This is a genomic window from Kitasatospora sp. NPDC096204, assembly GCF_044763205.1.
Lineage (GTDB): Bacteria > Actinomycetota > Actinomycetes > Streptomycetales > Streptomycetaceae > Kitasatospora.
In genome coordinates, this window is record NZ_JBIWFT010000001.1 from 498,249 (window position 1) to 521,911 (window position 23,663).

Genomic DNA, 23,663 nt, shown 5'->3' on the forward strand with positions numbered 1-23,663 from the left:
GCCGCGCGACATTCCTTCACCGATCCATGAGAGGCGGTCCTTCGTGTCCCAGCGATTCGTCGCGGTCCTCGGCGAGTGCGTCGCCGACACTTTCGCCGACCCGGCCGGTGCCCGTCCGGGTGAGCTGGCCCTGCGTGTGCTGCCCGGCGGCGGGCCTGCCAACACCGCCGTCGCGCTGGCCCGGCTCGGCACGCCCACGCGCTTCCTCGGCCGGATCTCCACCGACGTCTTCGGCGGCCTGTTCCGCGCTCACCTCGGCTCCGCCGGGGTCGATATCGGTGCGGTGGTGGCGGCCCCCGAGCCGAGCGCGCTCGCCCTCGCCACCGTGGACGGCCTCGGTCAGGCGCGCTACGCGTTCCACGCCGATCGGGCCGCCGACTGGCAGTGGAGCGCGGCCGAGTTGGCCGCCGTGCCGCTCGCCGACGCGGACTGCCTGCACACCGGCTCGCTCGCGCTGGTCCGCGAGCCCGGCGGCGCGCTGGTCGAGCGGCTCCTGGACCGGGCCCGGGCCGGACTCACCGTGTCGATCGACCCCAACGTCCGCCCGCAGTTGGTGGATCCGGAGGTCTACCGGGCGCGGCTCGACCGGTGGTGCGCGCTGGCGGACATCCTGCGGCTCAGCTCGGACGACCTGGAGCTGCTGCTGCCCGGCGTCTCGCCCGAACGGGCCTGCGACGGCTGGCACGCGGCCGGCGCCCGGCTGGTGGTGATCACCCTCGGCGGCGCGGGGGCACTGGTCTCGCTGGACGGCGAGCGGGTCCGGGTGCCGGCACCCGAGGTCGTGGTGGTGGACACCGTCGGTGCGGGCGACTCGTTCACCGCCGGGCTGCTGCACCGCCTCGCGCGGCTCGGCCGACTTGGCGGGCGGCTGGCCGGGTTGAGCCTTGCCGAGGCCGCCGCCGCCTGCCGGTTCGCCGCCGAGGTCGCGGCCCTGACCTGCTCGGTTGCCGGCCCCAATCCGCCGTGGGCGGAGCAGTTCGGCATACCCTGCCAGCGCCAGGGCTCTTGACGGGGCGTCGGCACGCGCCCATCATCCTCCGCAGTCGCTGTCATCGATGACATGAGTCAACGATGACACCCTCTCGGAGGAGCACCCACCATGCCTGTTCCCCCTGCGCCGGTTCCCCGTGCCCGCCGGCTGATCGCCGCCCTCGTCCCAGCCGCCCTCGCTTTGGCGGCCCTGCCGCCGACCCCGGCCTCGGCCGCCACCAACCATGGGGCCGCCTACCAGGAGCCCTACCGCCCGCAGTTCCACTTCTCGCCGGCCCGGAATTGGATGAACGACCCCAACGGCCCGATCTACCACCACGGTGCCTACCACCTGTTCTTCCAGTACAACCCGGCCGGCACCACCTGGGGCAACATGTCCTGGGGCCACGCCACCAGCCCCGACCTGGTGCACTGGACCGAACAGCCGCTCGCCATCCCGCAGGACGACACCGCGATGATCTTCTCCGGCGGGGTGGTCGACGACCGCACCAACTCCAGCGGCCTGGGCACCACCGACAACCCGCCGCTGGTCGCGGTCTACACCAGTGCGGCCAGGACGCCCGACGGCCGCCAGACGCAGTCGCTCGCCTACTCCCTCGACGGCGGCAGCAGCTGGACCAAGTACCGGGGCAACCCCGTCCTGGACATCGGCTCCTCCGACTTCCGCGACCCCAAGGTGCTCTGGAACGACCGGACCGGCAGCTGGCTGATGGCCGTCGCCCTCTCCGACCGGCACCAGATCCGCTTCTACTCCTCCCACGACCTCAAGTCCTGGACCAGGCTGAGCGAGTTCGGCCCGGCCGGAGCCACCGGCGGGGTCTGGGAGTGCCCGGACCTCTTCCCCCTCGCGGTTGACGGCGACCCGGCGCGCACCAAGTGGGTGCTGACCGTCTCCACCAACGGCGGCCCCCAGCACTCCACCGCCGTCCAGTACTTCATCGGCGACTTCGACGGCACCAGCTTCACCGCCGACGACCCGGCCGGCATCTACACCCCTCCCGCCGGCACCCTGGTGAACGGTTTCGACGACGGCACCTACGGCGGCTGGACGGCCACCGGCACGGCCTTCGGCACCGCTCCCGCCCCCGGCACCCTGCCCGGCCGACAACCCGTCTCCGGATTCACCGGCCCCGGCCTGGTCAACACCTTCCTCGGCGGCGACGCCGCCACCGGCGACCTCCTCTCGCCGCCCTTCACCGTCACCCGCCGCTACCTCAACTTCCAGGTGGGCGGCGGAAACCACCCGTACGTCCAGGGCTCCGGCGACGGCTCGGCACCTCCGGGCAGCACCCTCGCCGACTTTCAGGGCCCGGTCCTTCCTGCCGGCTGGACCGCCACCGGTGGCCTCGCCGGGATCACCCCCACCAAGGAGCACCTGGACGGCAGCCTCGGTGGCAGTGTGCTCGACACCTTCACCCCCGCCGCCGGGGACGCGGCCACCGGCACGATGACCTCACCCGAGTTCACCATCGACCACCGCTACCTCAACCTCCTGATCGGCGGTGGCAACCACCCGGCCGGCACCGACGGCGAGACCACCGTCAGCCTCGTGGTGGACGGCCGGGTGGTCCGCACCGCCACCGGCCGCGACAGCGGCGAACTCAACTGGAGCAGCTGGGACATCGGCGAGTTCGCCGGCCGCCGGGCGACCGTCCGGATCGTCGACAACGCCACCGGCGGTTGGGGACACCTGATGGTCGGCGGCCTCCAGCTGTCCGACCAGCAGGCCCGGCCCAAGGACCGGCAGACCGCCGTCAACCTGCTACTGGACGGCCAGGTCGTCCGCAGCGCCACCGGCAGTGACAGCGAAGCCCTGGACTGGACCTCCTGGGACCTCGCCGACCTGATCGGCCGGCAGGTCCAGGTGCAGATCGCCGACCACGCCACCGGTGGCTGGGGCCACGTGCTCGCCGACCGGTTCACGCTCGCCGACGCCCCGGCCCTCGGCATGGTGCAGCGCGCGCACTGGCTCGACCACGGCGCCGACTTCTACGCCGCCACCAGCGTCAACGACGAGCCGCACGGCCGCCGGGTGGTGATCGGCTGGATGAACAACTGGGCCTACGCCGACAAGATCCCGACCTCGCCCTGGCGCGGCGCCGACACCTTCCCGCGCGAGCTCGCGCTCACCACCGTCGACGGCCGTACCGTGCTCGTCCAGCGCCCCGTCAGGGAACTGGAGGAGCTGCGTGAGAGGCGGCCCTGGCGCGGCACCGACCTGCCGGTGCGCGACACCCGGCTCCCGCTCCCGGTGAGCGGCGCCGCCCTGGAGATCAACGCCCGGCTGCGGGCCGGCACCGCCCGGGAGTTCGGCCTCGCGGTGCACGACGGCGGCGGGCACTGGACCCGGATCGGCTACGACACCGCGAGCGGCGAGCTGTACGTCGACCGCACCGCGTCCGGGACCACCGCCTTCCACGAGTCCTTCGCGGCCGTGCACCGGGCGAAGCTGCACCTGGACCCGAACGGCCGGCTCGACCTGCGCATCCTGGTCGACGCCTCCTCGGTCGAGGTCTACGCGGGCGACGGCACGCTCGTGCTCACCGACCAGATCTTCCCCGACCCGTCCGACACCGGCGTCGCCCTCTACGCCGACGGGGGCGCCGCACGGGCCGAGTCGCTGACGGTCCGCCACCTGAGGTCTTCCTGGCGGGGGTAGGGAGGGTCCGGCGACTCCCGTCGCGAGCCCGGCGGGAGTCGCCGGACCTCCGGTGCCGGGGAGGAGGCCGCCTCGCGCTTCGACGCGGCGACCTACCCGCAGTGGGAGCTGCCCCCTGCCGACTGGGCCGTCCTGACAGCTGCGGGCGTGCTGCTGCCGGTGCTGCCGACCGAGTACGGGGGGCGCGACAGTCACTCGGAGATGTGCCGGGTCGTCGAGGTCCTGGCCGAGCAGAACCTGGCTGTCGCCGTCTACACGGCGATCGTCACCGGGCCGGCGCTGCGGCCCGTCGTGCTGTGGGCCGAGGCCTGAACCGTCTTCTGACCCCACGTGCCCGCCTCCGGCACCCGCTGTGGCTGTGACGGCTTCGCCGCCCGGCATCCCACGACGGCTCGGCTGCCGATCAGGAGGTGCGAGCAAGTCGCCGTGTGGAGCGATTCCGGCGAGATCGTCACGTGCTGCGAACAGCACGAACACGCACGTCAGGAGCGCGGTGCAATCTCCAACGAGTTTTCCATGCACCGGAGTTGGTGGTGTGTGCCGGCTTCGCTCCGGCTCGGCCCGTACGGTCAGGCGCCCCGCCCCGGCTTCGCACCGGGGTCGATCCCCAGCCGTGCGACGTGGTGACGGCACGTCAGGACTGGGGTCTTTCCACGGTTCGAGCGGACCGGGCCCGGTGCTGTCCTGGGGGTGGCACCCAGCGAAGCGAGGAGCTCCGATGACATCGATGCCCGTGGCGGGCCTGCGGCCCGGCAAGGAAGGCGACCGCGCCGAGCTGGTCGTCCGCAATGCGCGGATCCACACCGGCGACCCGCGCCGCCCGGTGGCCTCGGCGCTGACCGTGCGCGGCGGGCGGATCGGCGTGGTCGGCGACGACCGGGACGTCGCGCCGCACATCGGGCCGGACACCCTGGTGGTGGACGCGCAGTACCGCAGGGTCGTCCCCGGGCTGAACGACTCGCACTGCCATGTCGTCCGCGGCGGCCTGCACTTCGTCCTGGAGCTGCGGTGGGACGGCGTGCCGTCGCTCGCGGTGGGGCTCAGGATGCTGCGGGAACAGGCCGCCCGGACACCGGCGGGCCAGTGGGTCCGCGTCGCCGGCGGCTGGAGCGTCGAGACGGTCGCCGAGCACCGCCTGCCCTCGCCCGCCGAGTTGAACGCGGCGGCGCCGGACACGCCGGTGATCATCACGCACCTGTACCAGTCCGCGGTGCTGAACCGCGCCGCCCTGCGCGCGGCGGGCATCACCCGCGACAGCCCCGACCCGGCGGGCGGGCAGATCGTCCGCGGCCACGACGGCGAGCCGACCGGGATGCTGATCGCCGCCCCGGCCGCCGGGCTGCTCTACGCGACGCTCGCCAAGGCACCGGTGCTCGATCCCGCGTTGCAGAAGGCCTCCACCGCCCACTTCCTGCGCGAGCTCAACCGGTTCGGCCTGACCTCGCTGGTGGACGGCGCCGGCGGTTTCCAGGACTTCCCGTCGGGCTACACGGCCGTCACGGAGCTGGCCGCCGCGGGGGAGCTCACGGTGCGCGTCGCGTACCACCTGTTCCCACAGACGCTCGGGCAGGAGGTCGAGGACCTGCGGCGCTGGGCCGCCCTGGTCAAGCCCGGCGACGGCGACGAGTGGCTCAGGTTCAACGGCGCCGGCGAGAACCTCGTCTGGGCCGCCACCGACTTCGAGAACTTCGCCCAGCCACGTCCTGAACTCGGTCCGTACGAAGCCCAGTTGGAACAGGCGGTGCGGGTCCTGCTGGAGAACGGCTGGGGATTCCGGCTGCACGCCACCTATGACGAGACCATCCGTCGCGACCTCGCAGTCTTCGAGAAGCTCGCCGCCGAGGGGCTCTTCCCGGGGCCGGGACGGTGGCTGTTCGACCACGCCGAGACCGTCTCGCCGGAGAGCCTGGACCGCATCGCGGCGCTCGGCGGGTCGCTGGGGGTGCAGCACCGGCTGGCGTACCAGGGCGAGACCTTCGCGCGCCGGTACGGCGCCGCCGTGGCGGCGGCCGCCCCGCCGCTCGGCGCGATGCTCGACCGCGGGCTGAGCGTCGCGGCCGGAACCGACGCGACCCGGGTCTCCACCTACAACCCCTGGGTGGCCCTGCACTGGCTCGTTTCCGGGCGCACCGTCGGCGGCCTGCGCACCCGTTCGGCAGCACACTGCGTCAGCCGGGAGACCGCGCTGGAGATGTACACCGCCGCCGGGGCCCGCCTCACCGGCGAGCAGGACGTGAAGGGCCGGCTGAGCCCGGGCTTCCTCGCCGATCTCGCGATCCTCACCGACGACTACTTCACCGTCGCCGAGCAGGACATCCCGCTCATCGAAGCCGCCCTCACCGTGGTCGGCGGCCGGATCGTGCACGCGGTCGGCGAGTTCGAGGGCCTCGCGGCGCCCGCGCCGCCGGTCGAACCCGCCTGGAGCCCGCTCGCCCACTTCGGCGGCTACCAGGCCGGCCCGCGTCGGGCCGGCGACGGCGTGGTCCAGGCCGAGCTGCTGGGCCAGGCCGCCGTGGACTCCGAGGAGCAGCGGCGTCGGCCCGGCCGGCGCGGGGCCGCCCCCGGGGCGGACGCCGTCGCCCGGATGTCCGATCCCTGTTTCGGGTGATGCGAGCGAGGAGAGCGCGGTGAACACCGGGCTGTTGATCCTGCGCGTCGTCACCGGCCTGCTGCTGGTCTGGCACGGTGGGCGGCCTGCTCGCCCCGGGTCCTGCCGCACCGCGCGTCGCCCTGCGCGGTCTTCCGTCACGAGCACCTGAATCCCCCCGCACCGCACCACCGATCCCGAAGGGCCACTCCATGAGCCAGTCGATGAACGCCCCGGCGAACCGCCGGGCCCTGCTGCGCACGGCGGCCGTGCTGCCCGCGGTCGCCGTCGCCGGCACCGCCCTGGGCGGCACGGCGGCAGCCTCCCCGACCGCCACCCCCGGCCTCCCCGACTTCGCACCGGTCCCGCTCGCCGCGAAGGGGCCGGCGATCAACGACGCGGGCTACTACGTCGGCCGGATCGACGGGAACCTCCACTGGGTCACCGACGGGTACTACCAGGCGATGTTCCTCAGCACCCGGGAAGGCGTCGTCCTGGTCGACGCCCCGCCGACCATCGGGCACAACCTGCTGCGGGCGATCGCCGACGTGACGCGGGCCAACGGCCGTCCGTCACAGGTCACGCACCTCGTCTACTCGCACTCGCACGCCGATCACGCGGGCGCCTCGTCGATCCTCGGCAAGGACGTCGTGCGGATCGGCCACGCCGAATGCCGTCGCCTGCTGCTGCGCGACGGCGACCCGAACCGTCCCGCGCCGACCGTCACCTTCGAGGACCGCTACACGCTGGAGGTCGGCGGCGAGCGCCTGGAGCTGGCCTACCACGGCCCCAACCACAGCCCGGACAACATCTTCATCCACGCGCCGCAACACAGGACCCTCATGGTCGTCGACGTCCTGTACCCGGGCTGGGTGCCGTTCAAGAACCTCGCGGTCTCCCAGGACATCCCGGCCTGGCTGCGGGCGCAGGACATCGCCATGGGCTACCCGTGGCGGACCCTGGTCGGCGGCCACCTCGGCCGGCTGGGCGTGCGGGCGGACGGCGACCTCCAGCGCGCCTACACGGCCGACTTGGAAGCCTCCACCCGGGCCTCGATGAACCTGGACCCCACGCCGTACTTCGCGAAGTACGGCCCGCAGGGCAACTCGTGGGCGATCTTCAAGACCTACCTCGACGCGGTGGCGGCGCAGGCCGCCGCACCGGTGATCGCCAAGTACACCGGCGTGCTCGCCGCGGCCGACGTGTTCACGCTCGAGAACGCCGCGGCCATGGTCGAGTCCCTCCGGATCGACGCCGGGATCCTCGGCCCGTTCAGCACCCGCCCCTGAGACCCGGTCCGGCGCACCGTCAGGCCAGAACCGGTACCACCCGAGTTCGCTCCCGAGAAAGGGCACGCGGTCATGACCGGTCCGATCCCCGTCCTCTTCATCCACGGCCTGTGGCTGCACAGCGCCTCCTGGCAGCCGTGGATCGACCTCTTCCGCGAGGAGGGCTACGCCCCGTCAGCGCCGGGCTGGCCCGGCGACCCGGACACCGTGGAGGAGGCCCGGCAGAACCCGGAGAGCATCGCCGACCACGGCATCGACGACGTCGTCGAGCACTACGCGACGATCATCCGCGGCCTGGGAACGCCGCCGATCCTCATCGGCCACTCCTTCGGCGGCATGATCGCCCAGAAGCTCCTCGGCCAGGACCTGGCGGCGGCGGCCGTGGCGATCGACGCGGCCCAGATCAAGGGCGTCCTGCCGCTTCCGCTGTCCGCCCTGCGGTCGACGCTGCCGGTGTTCAAGAACCCGGCGAACAAGCACCGCGCGGTGTCCCTGACCGCCGAGCAGTTCCGCTTCGCGTTCGGCAACGCGCTGAGCGAGGAGGAGTCCGACGGGTTGTTCGAGCGGTGGACCATCCCGGCACCGGGCAAGCCCCTGTTCGAGGCCGCCGCGGCGAACTTCGACCCCCACTCGCCGGCCGAGGTCGACACCGCCAACTCCGCACGCGGCCCGCTGCTGCTGGTCTCCGGCGGCAAGGACCACACCGTCCCGGAGTCGGTCACCCGTGCCACGTTCAAGCAGTACCGGCACTCCGAGGCGGTCACCGAGTTCATGGCCTTCCCCGACCGCGGGCATTCGCTGACCATCGACAGCGGCTGGCGCGAGGTCGCGGACGCGGCGCTGGCCTGGCTGCGGCGTCAGGGTGGGCAGGCCTGACCACCTCGCCGACGGCGGCACGGCCGACGTCCGCCGAACCCGGCACCCCGTCAGGGGCCGCCGATCCTCCGTCACCCATCACCGACCCTGGAGTACTGAGTGAGATTCCCCCTGCCCGGAACCCGCAGCAACCGCCGACTGCTCGGCGCGGCCCTGGCCGTGGCCGTCGCCGTGGGCACGACGGCGATCGGCGCCGCCGCGGCCCCCACGTCCGCCTCCTCCAGCTCGTCGACCTCGTCCGCCGGTGAGCGGATGCCCGCAGGGTTCAGCGAGCACCGGACCCGGGCCGCCGGCATCGGCCTGCACTACGTGATCGGCGGCCACGGGCCGACGCTGGTGCTGCTGCACGGCTACCCGCAGACCTGGTACGAGTGGCACGGCATCATGCCCGCCCTGGCCGAGCACTACACGGTCATCGCCCCGGACCTGCCCGGTGCCGGGCAGAGCGACGCCCCGCCCTCGGGCTACGACAAGAAGACGATGGCCGCCGAACTGCACGCGCTGCTGGTGTCGCTCGGCAAGGACGACGACGTGCGGATCGTCGGCCACGACATCGGCACGATGGTCGCCTACTCCTACGCCGCGCAGTACCCCGCCACCGTCAAGAAGCTGGTCCTCAGCGAGGCGCCGATCCCGGACCTGAGCATCTACCAGATCCCTTCACTGACCCAGCGGGGCCCCGGGGTCTGGAACTTCGGGTTCTTCAACCTGACCGACGGCCTGCCGGAGAACATGATCCGGGGCCGTGAGGTCACCTGGACCGCCGGCTTCATCGGCGGGTTCGAGGGTGTCCCGGGCGCGGTGAGCCAGGACGACATCCGGGTGTTCGCCCACTACCTGCGCGACCCCGCCCATCTGGCGGCGAGCCTGGCCTGGTTCCGGGTGTTCCCGCAGGACATCCGCGACGACGCGCAATTCCAGCGAACCCCGCTCCCGATGCCGGTGCTCGCCATCGGCGCGTCGGGCAGCCTCGGAAGCGCCGAGGGCGACCAGGTCAAGGCGTACGCCTCCGACGTCACCGGCGTGACCATCCCGGACTCCGGCCACTGGATCTACGAGGAGCACCCCGAGGAACTGACCGCCATGCTGCTCGACTTCCTCGGCCGGCCCTGAACCCCCGGTGTCGGAAAGGGCGATCGTGATCAAGGGTTTCCCCACCTTCGAGCCCACCCCGTCCGGCGCGGCCGTGCGGGCCACCGCCTGATCAGGCGACCACGGGGCGGCGAGGCAGCGCGGCGACGCGCGGTCCCGCCGCCCTCGACGCGGAAGGAGAACGATCCATGCCCGAGAGCCGGAACCACGGGCCCCTGCCCGCGCTGCTCCTGGCGCTGACGGTGGCGACCGGGCTGGTCGACGCCGTCAGCTACCTGGTGCTCGGCCACGTTTTCGTCGCGAACATGACCGGCAACGTCGTCTTCTCCGGCTTCGCGCTCAGCGGCGTCGGGGGAGTGTCGTGGAGCGCGACGCTGCTGGCCGTGGGAGCCTTCGGCGCCGGGGCGTACCTCGGCGGGCGCCACGTCGGCGGCAGCACCACGCACCGCGGGCGGCTGCTGGCGCTCTCGACCGCCGCGCAGTGCGCCTTCGTCATCGGGGCCGCCGTGCTGGCGGCGCTCGCCGCCCCGGGGCGGCGTACGGTTCAGCTGGCCCTCGTCGCCCTGCTCGCGGTGGTGATGGGGATGCAGAACGCCGTCGTACGGCGCCTGGCCGTCCCCGACCTGACCACGACGGTGCTCACCCTGACCACCGCGGGACTGTTCGCCGACCGGACCGCGTCCCGCGTCCGCGGACTGCGCGTCGCCTCGATCCTGGCGATGGCCGCGGGCGCCTTCGGGGGCGGACTGCTGCTGCGGCACACCGACGTGGCAGCCCCGCTGTGGACCGCCGCGGGGCTGCTCGCCGTCTGCTCGGCCGTCGCCGACCGGCTCAGCCGCCGGCGGTCCGCCGAGGCCTGGGGCTGACCCGACGATCCCACCGCGGCACTAGCCGGAGGTCGAGGGACCGTCGGCGAGTCCGGTCGGATCGAGTGCGGCGGCGATCTTCCGCCGCGAGGTGATGCCGAGCTTGCGGAACACCTTGTTCAGGTGGAACTCGACCGTCGAGGTCGTGATGAAGAGCCGGGAGGCGATCTCGGCGTTGGTCAGTCCCGAGGTGGCCAGCAGCGCCACCTGTCGTTCCTGGGGCGTGAGATCGAGCCTGGTCCCCGGGACACGTCTGCGCGCCGTCTCCCCGGTCGCGAGCAGCTCGGCCCGGGCCCGCTTGGCGAACAGCGCCGCGCCCCCGGCCTCGAACAGCTCGTGCGCGGCCCGCAGATGTGTCCTGGCCTCGGACCGGCGCTTGCGCCGCCGGAGCCATTCGCCGAACAGCAGTCGTGACCGGGCGTGTTCCGCGGCCAGCGGAACGCGCCCCAGCAGATCGATCGACTCCGCGTACCACTGCTCGGCCTCGGCGTCCTCGGCCACCAGCGCCCGGCAGCGGGCCAGCAGCCCCAGCGCCCACGGCGTTCCGGCGAGCGGCGCACGCGCCTCGAGCCGCTCCAGTGCGAGGGCCGCTGCGCGCCGGTCGCCGACGCGGACGGCGGCCTCGACGAGCAGCGGCAGCACCAGGTTGCCCTGTGACGGTGCGTCCTCGTGGTAGACGGTCAGCGCATGGCGCAGCGCCTCGTCGTAGCACCCCCTGCCGAGCTCCAGGACGCAGAGCGCGTGGAGCGCCAGTTGGCGCAGCAAGCCCAGTCCGTAGGTCTCGGAGACGGCCTCCATCATCGCCACGGCGGCGCGCGCCTCGCCCTCCCGGCCCATCCACGCGTACAGCAGGGCTCTGCGCACGTCCCCGTGCGTCGCCAGCCCGATCGCGCTGGCGTAGTCGTCGGCCTCCGCGTAGAGCGCCTCGGCCGCGGCCAGCCGCCCGTTCCAGATCTCGGTGTACGCCAGGTCCGACAGGGACAGGCTGAGGCTGTAGAGCGCTCCGTGGCCGCGGTCCACGGCCGCCAGTCGGCTGACGATCTCCGCGTACGCCTCGATGTCCCACACCTCGGTCGCGGCGATGCTCACCAGGATGCTGAACGGGCTGGCCATGTTGCGGAGTTCGGCTGCGGAGCGGAGCCGGGTCAGGGCCGCCCGGATGGTCGTCACGCTGCTGCGGTAGCTGCCGGCCGACCGCAGGGCCAGGCCTTCGATCAGCTCGCCGGGGCTCCAGGGCGGGGTGTCCGGCTCGGGCGGGGCGGCGGTCACGGCCTCGGACACGGCGGCCGAGGTGGTGCGGTAGACGGGATCACCGGCGATGACGGCGGCGTGTACGGCCTCGTAGAGCAGCTTCCGGGTCGTCCGGGGGTCCGCGTCGGCGAGTTCGGCCACGGCGTCGAGCATCATGGCCGGGACCCGGTCGATGCGGGTGTTGAACAGCTCGACCGAGGCCCGGATCCGCAGCGCGCGGGCCCGGGCGGCGGGATGGTCGAGGGTGGGTGCGGCGAGGTCGAGCAGGGGTTGCACCGCGGCGTGGTCGCCGGAGGCCAAGTGGGCCTGGGCTGCCGCGAGGTAGCGCTCGGCGCGCTGGGTCGGGTCGGTGGTGAGTTCGGCGGCCTTGGACAGGAACAGCGCCTGGGCGGAGTAACCACCCCTGGCCCGGGCCCAGTCCGAGGCGGCGTCCAGGTCCGCGGCCGCCGAGTCGTCGGTGCCGAGGGCCGCCTCGGCCCGGTGCCAGGCACGCCGGTCGGGAACGCGAGCCGGATCGCTGGCCGCCGCGAGCGCGGCATGGACCCGCCGCCGGTTGTCCCCGGAAGCCGCCGCGTAGACCGACGACCGGATCAGCGGATGCCGGAACCCGCCGCCGGCCCCGTGGTTCAGGATCCCCGCGTCAACGGCCGCGGCGGCGGCCCTGGCCGGCAGGCCCAGCACGCCTGCCGCGTGCCACACCACCGCCATGTCGTCGGTCGGCGCCGCGGCCATGAGCAGGAGCAGTGTCCGGGTGTCCGAGGGCAGCGCGGCAACCGATTGCCGGAAGTGTTCCTCCAGTAGCCTGCCAACCGGCAGCGGCTCGGGCACCGGCGCGACTCCGGCCAGCTGTTCGGCGCCCAGGTTGGCGCCCAGTTCGATGAGCGCCAGCGGATTGCCCCCGGTGCCGGCCACGATCCGGTCCGCGACCGCCGTGGCCAGGTGGCCGGGAACAGTGAGGGAGAGCAGTTTCCTGGCGTCGGTGGCGGGCAGCCCCTCGACCTGCAGGTGCGGCATGGCGTCGAACAGCCCGCGGCCGGCCAGGTCCTGCCTGGCCGCGAAGATCAGTCCCAGCGAGTCGGCGTGCAGCCGCCGGGCGACGAAGGCCAGTGTCTCGGCCGACTCCCGGTCGAGCCAGTTGACGTCGTCCACCAGGCAGAGCAGCGGCAGCTCCGATGCCACGTCGGACAGCATGGTCAAGGCCGCAAGACCCACCAGGTGCCGGTCCGGCGCCGCCGCGTCCGCCAGGCCGAATGCCGCGTTCAACGCGTCCCGCTGCCTTGTGGGAAGGCGGTCGGCGCGGTGCAGGTGCGGCCGCAGCAGCCGGTGCAGCGCGCCGTAGCCCAGGGGCTGTTCGGCTTCCACGCCGACCAGCCTCGTCAGCTGCACCCCGGCGGCCAGGGCCGCCGCGTGGTCCAGCAGCCGGGTCTTGCCGATCCCTGCCTCGCCCACGAGTACCAGGACGCCGCTGAGCCCGTCCCGCACCGCATCGAGCAGCCGTGCGATTGCTTCGCGTTCGACGGAGCGGCCGACCAGCGGCCGAACCGCCCCGGTGTGAGGCCCGTGCCACACCATGGAACCCCCTTGTCCTCGAACCCTGACCGGGGAAACGCTAGGCGGATGACGACCGGGTGATCGAGCGTCATGTGACGTCGGATCAACGCAAGGCGCCGGCCACCGCGTTTCGCAGCTCGGTGCGCGAGACGACGCCGAGCTTGGGGAAGATCCGGTGCAGGTGCGAGCTGACCGTCCGGTGCGACAGGTAGAGCCGCTGGCCGATCTCACGGTTGGTCAGGCCGTCGGCGGCCAGCCGCACGATCTGCAGCTCGTGCGGGGTCAGCCGGTCGCGGGCGTCCGGAGCCCGGCCGCGACTGGTCTCACCGGCCGCCCGCAGCTCCCGGCGTGCCTTCTCCCCCCAGGGAATCGCACCGAGCGCGTCGAACATGTCGCGGGCGGTGCGCAGGTGCTCCCTGGACTCGACGCTGCGGCGGCGCCGCCGCAGCCACTCGCCGAAGGCCAGGTGCGTACGGGCCCGGACCAGCGGCAGGGCGCTGAGGTCGGTGCCCAGCGCGGCCTCGAAGAGCGGCTCGGCGTCGCCGTCGGCCGCCACCAGGGCCCGGACCAGGCGCAGATCGGCGTGCAGGGCCGGCGCCGGCGTCAGTTCGGCGACCGCCTCGAGTTCCGCCACGACAGGCAGCACCGCCTCCGTGCGTCCGCAGTGCGTCGCGGCGTCGACCAGGTCGCCGAGGGTGGTCAGCCGTAGCGCGACCTGGAACGCCGGGTCCGCCGGATCGTGCAGCCGCCGGAAGTGTCCGTAAGCCTCCTCGAACCGGCCCTGGCCCAAAGCGGCAAGACCGCGCGCCATCGCCGCGGTCGCCAGCACCGGACGCGCCCCGACCGGCAGGCCGATCTCCTCGGCCGCCTCGGCGAGCAGCAGGGCGTCGTCCTGCTCGCCGCGCAGCGCCGCGAGTTTGGCGGCCGTGGCGGTCATCAGGGCGTACATCATGGTCTGGCTGGTCTCGCGCGCCAGCCGCCGGGACTCCTCGGTCGCCGTGATCGCGGCGCCGAGGTCGCCGGTGACCAGGGCACTCCACGCGTCCGCGCCGACCGTGCGGGCCAGCAGCCCCAGGCGCCCCTGGGCGCGCAGCCCCGCGCTGCCGGCCTCCGAGAAGGACCGGGCCAGGCCGAAGTCACCGGCGAGCAGGGCCGCCGTGCTCAGCATCCGGTAGGCGCGCCCGTCGTCGCCCTCCCGCAGGACGACGTCCCGGGCCCGGTCCAGGACGTACGCGCCGCGTTCGACCGGCGCCGCGTAGGCGCAGATGGCCAGCCGCCACGGATCGAGTTCGTCCGTCACCATGCGCTCGACGGCCGCCAGGATCTCGCGCCGGGCCTCGGGGCCCGGGGCGGACCAGAAGCAGAGCTGGGCCGCGCTCCACAGGATCCGCAGCGCGAGCACCGGATCCTCGGCCGCCATCTCCTCCGCCAGGGCGGTGAGCGAGAGGGCGCCGGAGGAGTGGCTGTGGAGCCCTTCGTCGCAGCTGCCGCGCAGCCACACCGTCCTGGCGTGCTGCTGCCTGGACAACCGCCCGGTCAGGGCGTGGTCCAGTAGTCTGGTAACGGTCTCCGGCCGGCCGAGTTCGGCGGCGAAATCGGCCGCCAGCAGCAGACGTTCGGCACGCCGGTCGGCGTCCTCACTGAGGGCTGCGGCCTGTTCCAGTGCGGTGACCGCCGCAGCGATGCCGCCGCGGCGGGCTGCCCGTCGCGCCGCATCCTGCAGCGCGGCGGCGATGGCCTCGTCGGGGGTCCCGGTCGCGGCGGCACGGTGACGCACCTGCCGGTCCGGGTGGCCGTCGAGTACCGAGGCGAGCGCGGTGTGCGCGGCGTTGCGGACCTCGGCCGCCATCGCCTGCTGAATCGCCGAGCGCATCAGCGGATGCCCGAAGCGGAGCTCGGTCGCGACGACTTCGACCAGACGGGCCCGGACGGCCGGCTCCAGGTCCGCCGCCCCGACGGCCGAGCCCGTGAGCACCCGGGCCGCGCTGTACAGCTCCGGAAGTGAGGAAGCGTCGTCCAGGGCGGCGATCTGGAGCAGGCTGCGGGTGACCTCCGGCAACGTTCTGAGCCGATCGGTGAAGGCGCGCTCGAGTCGCTCGGTGAGCGGGATCTCGGCGAGCTGCGGACTGCCGGATGCGCCCACCGCGCGCGACAGTTCGGTCAACGCCAGCGGATTGCCGGCCGCGGCGGCCAGCAGTCGCCGGTGGGCGGTCGGCCGCAGGTGCGGAGCCCGGTCCGCGAGCAGCACCGTCGCCTCGTCGTCGGACAGCGGCTCGAGCTGCACGGTGGTCATCTCGTCGGGGTTCAGGCGCGATCGGTAACCGTCGCGTGCGGCTCCCACCATGACCACCGGCTCGGTGCCGACCCGGCGCGCCATGAACGCCAGGATGCTGACGGTGGCGTCGTCGAGCCACTGCACGTCGTCGGCGAGCAGCAGCACCGGGGCGACCGCGGCGGCGTCCGCGATCAGGTTGAGGGCCGCCAGGCCGACCAGGAAGACGTTCGGGATGTCGGCCTCGGTGCGACCCCGGGCGGCGTCCAACGCCTGTCGGTGCGGCGCCGTGAGCTCCGGCGTCCCGGCGGCCAGTGGGTGCAGGAGCATCTGCAGGCCGGCGTACGGGATCTCGCTCTCGGCCTCGACGCCGCTGGTGCGTAACACCCGGTACCCCGAGGCTTCGGCGAGGACGGCGGCTTCGGCGAGCAGGGCCGTCTTCCCGATTCCGGCCGGACCACGGACCAGCACGGCATTGCCCCGGCTCCGCGACTCGGACAATAGACGGGCCAGCAGGTCCACCTGCTTCTGTCGGCCGACGAGCTCCACGTTCCTCCAGCCACTCGGATCACTGGGGGGCGGACACACCCGAACGCTCATGCTACTGCGCCGAACTGATGCCATGGGATGTCACCGCAGCGTGGCGATGACTCGTCCTGGCCCGAAGGAGAATGCGAACATCGTCGGCACCGCTCCGATGCCCACCTCCTGACTCACCGTCAGCTGCGGAGCTCGGCGAGGCGGCCGATCGTCTTCTCGGCGTCGACTGCCGGGGCTCTCTCCGTTCTTCCGTCGGCGCCGTTCGCGATGCCACGGCGACCTCCTGCCGCCGTCGGTGTGGCTAGGCCGAGAGCAGGATTCGAGTTCGAATCGAATTTGAGTTTGGAGTCGCGCCATGACGAGATGTCAAGGTCCTGGTGACAGACCGGACGGTCACGATCGAGCAACGCTCCCGTCGGCGGCGGCCCGGCGCCGCCGTCCGTGCAGGCGGGTGGCCGGTTCCTTGGATGCGTTTCCTCATGGAGAAGGACTTGTCCGCCTTCCTCTGCCGGCTGGCGCACGAACTCGGACCGCGCGGGGTGGCGCAGCAACAGGCGACGGACCGATGCCGCAGTCTTCGGCCATGCCGAGGAGCACGTCCGCAAAGGACGGCACAGCAGGGTGAGTACACGGACATGACGGCCGGCCTTGAAGCCGACAGCTGCTACGCGGCCTCCTGGGGCGCGTCACCGTCGACCGCGAGGGCCGACTCGACGAACACCCGGTAGCCCCGCACCGGGTCGAACCCGTGGATCTCCTTGGTGTCCAGGGCGTCCATGAAGTCCAGGATGTCCTTGCTGAACTCCTGGCCCGGCACCAGGATCGGGAAGCCGGGCGGGTACGGGGTGACGAAGATGGTCGATACCACCGGCAGGCCGGCCTCGACGCGACGCCGGGCTTCGGCGGGCGAGACGAACTCGCCCAGCTCCTCCCGGTACGCCATGTAGTAGGCCTTGCGCATGTCCCCGTCGCCGGCCTCCCCGGCAGGGTCGGCGCGGAAGGCCGCGTGGAACCGGGAGAAGTCCGGCAGCGGTGGGTGGTCATGGGCGAGGGCGTCGGCCCGCAGGTCGAACGCGCGCCTCTGCTCGGGCGACATCTGGCCGAGCTCGGCCTCCAGCTCCTCCGCGATTCCGATCAGCGCCCGCAGCAGGTGAGCGAGGGCGCTGCGGGTCGTCCCGATGTTGGTCATCGCCAGCACCGTGTTGCGGGTGGTCTTGTTGATCTGGATGCCCCAACGATCCATCAGCTGCGCGTGCTTGAAGGTGTCCCCGTCGATGCCGGTCGCCGAGATCTCGATGGTCAGCCGGCAGGGGTCGAGGACGAACTCGTCGGTGCTCCACGCCTCTTCCATCGCCACCGGCCCGAGCCGCAGCGGGTCCTCGTGGCCCGACACCCGGTAACGGTCCGGGATCAGGTCCCCGCTGCCGAGAACCCGGAAGTACTTGGACAGCAGCGGGTGTTCGGCGATCCGGTCGCGCAGGGTCATGGCCAGTTCGAGCTGGCGCTGCACCAGCCCGTACCCCTCCAGCTCGACCTGGCGCCGGCCGACGTCCAGCGAGGCCAGCACCTGGTAGTTCGGGGAGGTCGAGGTGTGCGTCATGTAGGCCTCGTGGAAGGCCTCCTCGGTCCGCCGGCTGAAGTCCTCGTCGTGGACGTGGATCACCGACCCCTGGCGCAGCGCGGTCAGGGTCTTGTGCGTCGACTGGGTGGCGTACGCCCGGATCCGCACCTGGTCCGGGTCCGGGAGCAGTGGCTCGTGGGCCAGTTCGTCGTCCGTCATGCCGCGGATGCGCTCGGCGTGCCGCTCGTACTCGGCCCGGTACTCCGGCGTGCGCAGGCGTTCGGTGAGCCGCTCCGCGGTGGCCATCGCGGTGCGCCGCCGGTACACCGGGTGGAAGCGGGCGAACGCGAACCAGGCCTCGTCCCACAGGAAGGCCAGGTCCGGCTTGATCGCGAGGCACTCGGTCATCACCCGTTCGACGTCGTAGACGACGCCGTCGAAGGTGCAGTTGGTGAGCGAGATCAAGGTGACCTGGTCGAGCCTACCCTCGCGACGGTAGGTCAGCAGGGTGCGCTTGATGTCGGACAGCGGGATCGCGCCGTACATGGCGTACGCGTCGATCGAGTAGCTGTCGAGGTAGGCGACGTTGGAGCCGGCCATCACCTGCGCGTAGTGGTGCGACTTGTGGCAGTTGCGGTCGACCAGGACGACGTCGCCCGGTGCCACCAGCGCCTGGGTGACGATCTTGTTGGCGGTGGAGGTGCCGTTGGTGACGAAGTAGGTGCGCCGCGAGCCGAAGGCGCGCGAGGCCAGGTCCTGGGCCTCCTTGATCGTGCCGTGCGGCTCCAGCAGCGAGTCCAGCCCGCCGGCGGTCGCGGAGGTCTCGGCGAGGAAGATGTTCAGCCCGTAGAAGTCGCACATGTCGTGGATCCACGGCGAGGCGACGACCGAACCGCCCCGGGAGACCGGCAGCGCGTGGAACACCCCGGTCGGCTTGCGGGCGTACTCCAGCAGGGCCGAGTAGAAGGGCGTGCGGTACCGCGTTCCGACTCCGCGCAGGATCGTCAGGTGGAGGTCCAGGACGTCCTCCTGCTGCAGGAAGATCGAGTCGTACTCACGCCCGACCTGGACCGCGAGCTGCTCGACCGAGGCCTGCTCGACCAGGTAGAGGTCGAGCTCGGGCCGATCCCGCCGGATCGCCCGGGCGATCGCCCCGGCCCGCTCCGCGGCCGTGAGGTGGTCGAAGCCCTCGACACCGCCCGGGGGTACCAGCCCGTCTAGGAGGGAGAGGTCGACGCTCGAACGGCCGTGGCAGTCGGGGCGGACGACGACCGCCTGGATCTCCGGGTTGATCAGGATGGCGACCATCGCGTCGACGAAGCTCGGGACCGTGACGAGCTCGTAGAGGAACGGGTCCTCACGGCGGCGCAGCGCGCGCAGCCCGTTGCGGACCTTCGCCTCCTCGGCCTCGGAGAGGTCGGCGACCACCAGCACGTCGAACCGGGGACGCCGGTCGGCGGCCTCGGACCCGGCGTCCGCGGCCGGTTCCTCCGCACCCGTCACCGCGGCGGTCGGGATCGGCATCTCGGCGATCATTCCGCGGCCGATCCGCTCCGCCGTCCGGCTGAGCTCGAGGTAGGACTCGGAGGCCAGTGCGCGCAGCGCCGCCGCGACCTGACGCCCGGGGCGGCTGTAGTAGTGCGTCAGCACCTCGACACCCGCGAGATCCTCCTCCAGGACGGCCTCAGCCTCGGCCTGCTCGGCCGGGTCGAGATCGGGCTTCGCGAGCCGGCGCGCGGCGTTCGCGATCGACCACCAGAGGTCGGTCTGCAACTGCGCGACGCTGTTGTAGGCGGTGAGTCCCAGCCCCAGCCGGGCCTGGCCGGCGCCTTTCCGGGTGGTGGCCTCGCCCCTGGTGGTGGTTTCGCCGGGCGCCGTTGACGGTTCCATGGCCTCGACTCCCTAGAACTGGGCTCGGGACGTACACGGCGATGCTATGGCGGGGCCAGAACGGACGCATCCCGGTCCGCCGGGGCGTCGTTGACCGGAGCTCGCCCCCGTCCGGCGCCGGATCAGTCCACCGGTCAGTCCGTTCGAGCAGCCGCGTTCGTCGCCGCGTACGTCTCCAGGTAAGCGCTCACCATCCGCTTCGCCTCCGCCATCACGACCTCGTCCCCGTTCGGGTCCCGCTTGAAGGCGATGTCGAAGAGGTGCCCGCCGGCTTCGAACGCCAGCCTCATCACGAGCGGCGACGCATGTGCGCGCAGCAGTCCGCGACCGATTCCCAGCCGCCACACGCGCTCGGAGACCTGGTCGTCGAACTCCTGGATGAGGGCGATCAGTGCCTCATTGCGACCGGCGAACCAGAGCTCGACACAGCTCGGATGCGCCCGGAAGTGCTCGACGATCTCATCGAGCACGAGGACGACGACATCCGAGATCGACCGGAAGTCCTCACCGTCGATGCGATCGAGCCTGACGATCAGCGCGTCGGCGTGACGCCTGATGATGGCCGCGTCCACCTGATAGCGGTCGGCGAAGTAGTGGTACACGGAAGCCGTCGGGATGCCGGTCCGTTCACCGATCGCCTTGAGAGTGGCGGCTTCGTAGCCACCCTCGACCAGGATCTCCTCCGCGGCGTCCAGGATCGCCTTGACCCGGGCCACACCGCGGCGCTGCAGCACGGCCTCCGGGCGGGCGGGCGCCTGGCGAATCTCCGAACCGGAGTCCGCCGACGAGGCGCGGCTCGATCCGCCGTCGCTCCGCCTAGCCATGCCACGTCCCGAACGGAAGAGCCAAGTCGATCACGGATGGGGATTTTAGCAGCGGACGGCCGGACCTCGACCGCACTCCTTGACATCGCATCCCGGAGGAAATAAAACTCGATACGAGTTCGAGTATTCGACGATCCCACGCCCGCACCGCCGCCGGTGCAGCAGACGCACGAGGAACGGTGAGATGAGGACCAAAGACATCGACTACACGGCGTTCACCGGCTGGATCGATCCTCCGTCCGACGTCCTCCCGGCACTCAAGGCGGACATCACCTGCGATGTGGCGGTCGTCGGCGGCGGCCTCGGTGGCATGTCGACCGCCCTGCGCCTGGCCGAACGAGGCATCGACGTCGTTCTGCTGGAGGCGGAGTTCTGCGGTCACGGTTCGAGTTCGCGCAACGCCGGACAGCTGGCGGGCGGTCCCGGCGGCGACATCCAGATGCTCAACATCCTCTATCCCAAGCGCCTGCCCTCCATCGTGAGGTTCGCCGAGAACGCCGCCCACTTCGTAGAGAGCCTGATGAAGCGCCTCGACATCGAGTGCGACTACGAGCCGACGGGCAATGTCGGTGTCGCGGTGTCGAAGGGCCAGATGGGCAGGGTCCGCAGGGTCGCCGAGATCCTCGCAAGGTGCGGCGCGACCGTCGAGGTCGGAACCAGTGCGGAGCTCGGGATCCCGCGCGGTTTCATCGGCGGGCTCCTCGAACCCGTCGGCGGCATGATGAACCCGGGGAAGTTCACCCTGGGCGTTCGGCGCGCCCTGCTCGCGTCGAGCGCGCGCGTATTCGAGCAGACGCGTGTCGAGCACGTCGAGCCGTCCGGGGGCGGCGTACTCGTCACGGTCCCCGGCGGCCGGGTCCGGGCCAACCGGGTGGTGCTGTCCAACAACGCGTTCGGCGGGGAACTGCGGATCACGCCGAAGCGACTCGCCTCACCGATCTGGGTCACGGAGGTCGAGACCGCACCGATCGATCCCGCCCGCCTCGCCGCGCTGGGCTGGACCAGCCGGTCCGGGGTGGTCACCCAGCACGCCATCATGCAGAACTACCGGCTGACGTCGCGCAATACGATCGTCACCGGCGTGCGCAGGCTGCAGCGCGGAAAGTATCCGCTCCCGCCGGGACGCACGGCCGACGACTCCGTGGTGGCCGGTCTCGTGGCCGGGTTCAGGGCACACTTCCCCTCCCTCGCGGACGTCGAATTCGAGCGCGCGTGGGGCGGCTGGGTGGCGGTCACGCCCAGCTGGCTGCCCGTGGCCGGCCAGGTCACCGACACCGTCTACTACTCGATCGGCTGCAATGGGCACGGTCTGGGGCAAGCCCCCTACCTCGGGCAGCTGATCGCCGACCGCATCGCCGGTGACGCTCCGCACGAGGACCTGCTCGCCCTGTGGCGCACGAAGCCCAGGTTCTTCCCCTCGCCGCCGATGACCCGGGTCGGCCTCCGTGCCGTCTGGCTCATGGACCGCATCGCCGACCGGTTCAACGGCAGTCGGCGCCACGCCAAGAGGAACTGACGAGGGGAACCGAGAGTGCGCCCGGCCGGGGTCGAACACCCGCTGCGGCAGCCATCGATACGTTCGCGACGGTCCGCCGGTTCACCGGCGGGCCGTTTGCGCGTCTCGGACCGCCGGTGGGCACGGCGGCGACCCGGCTGTCGCCGCGAGAGCGGGTGGACGCGCCGCCCGTTCTCCCGGGTGGCGCAGCCGGCTCCGATGTGCGGATGTAGGGGCCGGCGCCGAGGACGACCGGCGCGGCATCCTCGATGGCCCGGCGAAGCCCGCCCGGCTCGAAGAGGGCCTGACACGAACTCAAGTCGAGTTGTAAATCGGCATTTCCAAGCCGTTGACGCGACCTGGCCCCGGGCACATACTCGACATCGAATCGACTTTGACTCTTGGCCTGTTCCGGCGCAGCAGAGGAGCACATCGAGGTGCACGAGTACGGCACGTTCTTCATCGGCGGCGAGTTCGTCGCCCCCCGTGGGACCGACACGATCACCGTCATCAACCCCAGCACCGAGGAGGTCGTCGGCCGGGCGCCCGAGGGCACGCAGGCGGACGTCGACGCCGCGGTCATCGCCGCGCGGAGGTCGTTCGACAGCGCCGACGGCTGGGGCGGCTACACCCCGCACCAGCGCGCCGACGCCCTGAACCGCCTGGCCGACGAGCTCGACGCCCGCCAGGAGGCCATCGCCACGGCCGTGTCCAGCCAGAACGGCATGCCCTTGGCCGTGGCCGGGCAACTGGAGATCAACTACCCGTCGGCGGTCTTCCGGTACTACGCACGCCTCGCCGTCACGACGGCGTACGAGGAGCGCCGTCCCGGCTTCCTCGGAGCCGGCGACACGCTCATCGAGCGCCGTCCGATCGGCGTACTGGCAGCGATCGTCCCGTGGAACTTCCCCCAGGCGCTGACCGCCTGGAAGGTCGGACCGGCCCTGGCGGCCGGCTGCACCGTGGTCCTCAAGCCCTCTCCGGAGACCGTGCTGGACTCCTACCTCTTCGCCGAGGCCGCCCGGGCGGCCGGCCTGCCGCCCGGGACAGTCAACATCGTGCCTGCGGGCGGCGCCGTCGGGGCGTACCTGGTCAGCCACCCCGGCATCGACAAGGTGACCTTCACCGGATCGACCGCCGTGGGCCGGGCGATCGGCGAGGTCTGCGGACGCCTGCTGCGTCCGGTGACTCTGGAACTCGGAGGCAAGTCGGCGGCGATCTTCCTCGACGACGTCGATCTCGACCTGGCCAGGATCGGTGAGGCCCTGTTCACCACGTGTCTGCTGAACAACGGGCAGACCTGCTTCCTCACCAGCCGCATCCTCGCTCCGCGCTCCCGCTACGACGAGGTCGTCGACGCGATCTCCGCGCTCGCCGGATCCGTGACGGTCGGAGACGCCCTGGACCCGTCGACGCAGATCGGCCCGATGGCCACAGCGAAGCATCGCGACCGGGTCGAGGGCTACATCGCCAAGGGGAAGGCGGAGGGTGCGCGGATCACCGTGGGCGGCGGACGCCCGGCATCCCGGCCGAAGGGCTGGTTCGTGGAGCCGACCGTCTTCGCCGATGTCGACAACGCGTCGACCATCGCCCAGGAGGAGATCTTCGGCCCGGTGCTGTCGGTCATCGCCTACGAGGACGAGGACGACGCGGTGCGCATCGCCAACGATTCGGCCTACGGACTCGGTGGAGCGATCTGGACCGGGGACCCGGAGCGCGGCCGGGAGATGGCGAGGCGCGTGCGGACGGGCACCGTGGGCGTGAACCGCTACCTGCCCGACGCCGCGGCCCCCTTCGGCGGGGTCAAGGCCAGCGGCATCGGCCGCGACCTGGGGCCGGAAGCCCTCGCCGCCCACCTGGAAACCAAGTCCATCTACGTGTGACCGAGCGGCCGCCGCGGGCCACGTCTCCTCCGCACCG

At 72.1% G+C, this 23,663-nt stretch carries 14 protein-coding genes; 10 read left to right on the forward strand and 4 right to left on the reverse strand.

Features of this window, described 5'->3' with window-relative positions; all coding sequences use genetic code 11:
- The first annotated feature begins 43 nt into the window (after positions 1 to 43).
- The 8 genes from ACIQ87_RS01670 (at position 44) to ACIQ87_RS01705 (ending at position 10,359) form a co-directional block, all read left to right on the forward strand.
- Positions 44 to 1,009: a carbohydrate kinase gene (locus ACIQ87_RS01670; protein ID WP_402399914.1), complete on the forward strand. Its 966-nt coding sequence runs from the start codon at positions 44 to 46 to the stop codon at positions 1,007 to 1,009.
- A gap of 90 nt (positions 1,010 to 1,099) precedes the next feature.
- Entirely contained in the window at positions 1,100 to 3,649 is a 2,550-nt protein-coding gene (locus ACIQ87_RS01675) for a GH32 C-terminal domain-containing protein (RefSeq protein ID WP_402399917.1), read from the forward strand.
- Between the two features lie 147 nt (positions 3,650 to 3,796).
- The gene (locus ACIQ87_RS01680; protein WP_402399920.1) at positions 3,797 to 3,961 is read left to right on the forward strand and encodes a hypothetical protein; all 165 of its coding nucleotides are present in this window, start codon (positions 3,797 to 3,799) and stop codon (positions 3,959 to 3,961) included.
- Positions 3,962 to 4,367: 406 nt separating this feature from the next.
- A complete protein-coding gene (locus ACIQ87_RS01685; protein ID WP_402399923.1) occupies positions 4,368 to 6,257 on the forward strand; it encodes an amidohydrolase in 1,890 nt (629 codons plus the stop codon).
- 191 nt (positions 6,258 to 6,448) lie between these two features.
- Positions 6,449 to 7,525 (forward strand): MBL fold metallo-hydrolase, encoded by a 1,077-nt coding sequence (locus tag ACIQ87_RS01690; RefSeq protein WP_402399926.1) that lies wholly within the window; start codon positions 6,449 to 6,451, stop codon positions 7,523 to 7,525.
- A gap of 72 nt (positions 7,526 to 7,597) precedes the next feature.
- Complete coding sequence (locus ACIQ87_RS01695) at positions 7,598 to 8,401, forward strand: alpha/beta hydrolase (RefSeq protein ID WP_402399929.1); 804 nt, start codon at positions 7,598 to 7,600, stop codon at positions 8,399 to 8,401.
- Between the two features lie 99 nt (positions 8,402 to 8,500).
- Positions 8,501 to 9,514: an alpha/beta fold hydrolase gene (locus ACIQ87_RS01700; protein ID WP_402399932.1), complete on the forward strand. Its 1,014-nt coding sequence runs from the start codon at positions 8,501 to 8,503 to the stop codon at positions 9,512 to 9,514.
- A gap of 167 nt (positions 9,515 to 9,681) precedes the next feature.
- Entirely contained in the window at positions 9,682 to 10,359 is a 678-nt protein-coding gene (locus tag ACIQ87_RS01705) for a YoaK family protein (protein WP_402399934.1), read from the forward strand.
- Positions 10,360 to 10,380: 21 nt separating this feature from the next.
- Here ACIQ87_RS01705 and ACIQ87_RS01710 read toward each other — a convergent pair whose 3' ends face one another.
- From ACIQ87_RS01710 to ACIQ87_RS01725, 4 genes are all read right to left on the reverse strand, one after another.
- Complete coding sequence (locus tag ACIQ87_RS01710; protein ID WP_402399937.1) at positions 10,381 to 13,182, reverse strand: AAA family ATPase; 2,802 nt, start codon at positions 13,180 to 13,182, stop codon at positions 10,381 to 10,383.
- Positions 13,183 to 13,264: 82 nt separating this feature from the next.
- On the reverse strand, positions 13,265 to 15,982 hold the full coding sequence (locus ACIQ87_RS01715; RefSeq protein ID WP_402399940.1) for an ATP-binding protein: 2,718 nt from the start codon (positions 15,980 to 15,982) through the stop codon (positions 13,265 to 13,267).
- A 655-nt stretch (positions 15,983 to 16,637) separates the two neighbouring features.
- On the reverse strand, positions 16,638 to 19,424 hold the full coding sequence (locus tag ACIQ87_RS01720; protein ID WP_402399943.1) for an aminotransferase class I/II-fold pyridoxal phosphate-dependent enzyme: 2,787 nt from the start codon (positions 19,422 to 19,424) through the stop codon (positions 16,638 to 16,640).
- 134 nt (positions 19,425 to 19,558) lie between these two features.
- Positions 19,559 to 20,248 carry a TetR/AcrR family transcriptional regulator gene (locus tag ACIQ87_RS01725; protein ID WP_402399946.1) on the reverse strand — a complete coding sequence of 230 codons (690 nt, stop codon included), beginning with the start codon at positions 20,246 to 20,248 and terminating at the stop codon, positions 19,559 to 19,561.
- A gap of 184 nt (positions 20,249 to 20,432) precedes the next feature.
- Here ACIQ87_RS01725 and ACIQ87_RS01730 point away from each other — a divergent pair, with 184 nt between their 5' ends.
- Together ACIQ87_RS01730 and ACIQ87_RS01735 are read left to right on the forward strand one after the other, a co-directional pair.
- The gene (locus tag ACIQ87_RS01730; RefSeq protein WP_402399949.1) at positions 20,433 to 21,764 is read left to right on the forward strand and encodes an NAD(P)/FAD-dependent oxidoreductase; all 1,332 of its coding nucleotides are present in this window, start codon (positions 20,433 to 20,435) and stop codon (positions 21,762 to 21,764) included.
- Between the two features lie 380 nt (positions 21,765 to 22,144).
- Positions 22,145 to 23,626 (forward strand): aldehyde dehydrogenase, encoded by a 1,482-nt coding sequence (locus tag ACIQ87_RS01735; protein ID WP_402399952.1) that lies wholly within the window; start codon positions 22,145 to 22,147, stop codon positions 23,624 to 23,626.
- The last annotated feature ends 37 nt before the right edge of the window (positions 23,627 to 23,663 follow it).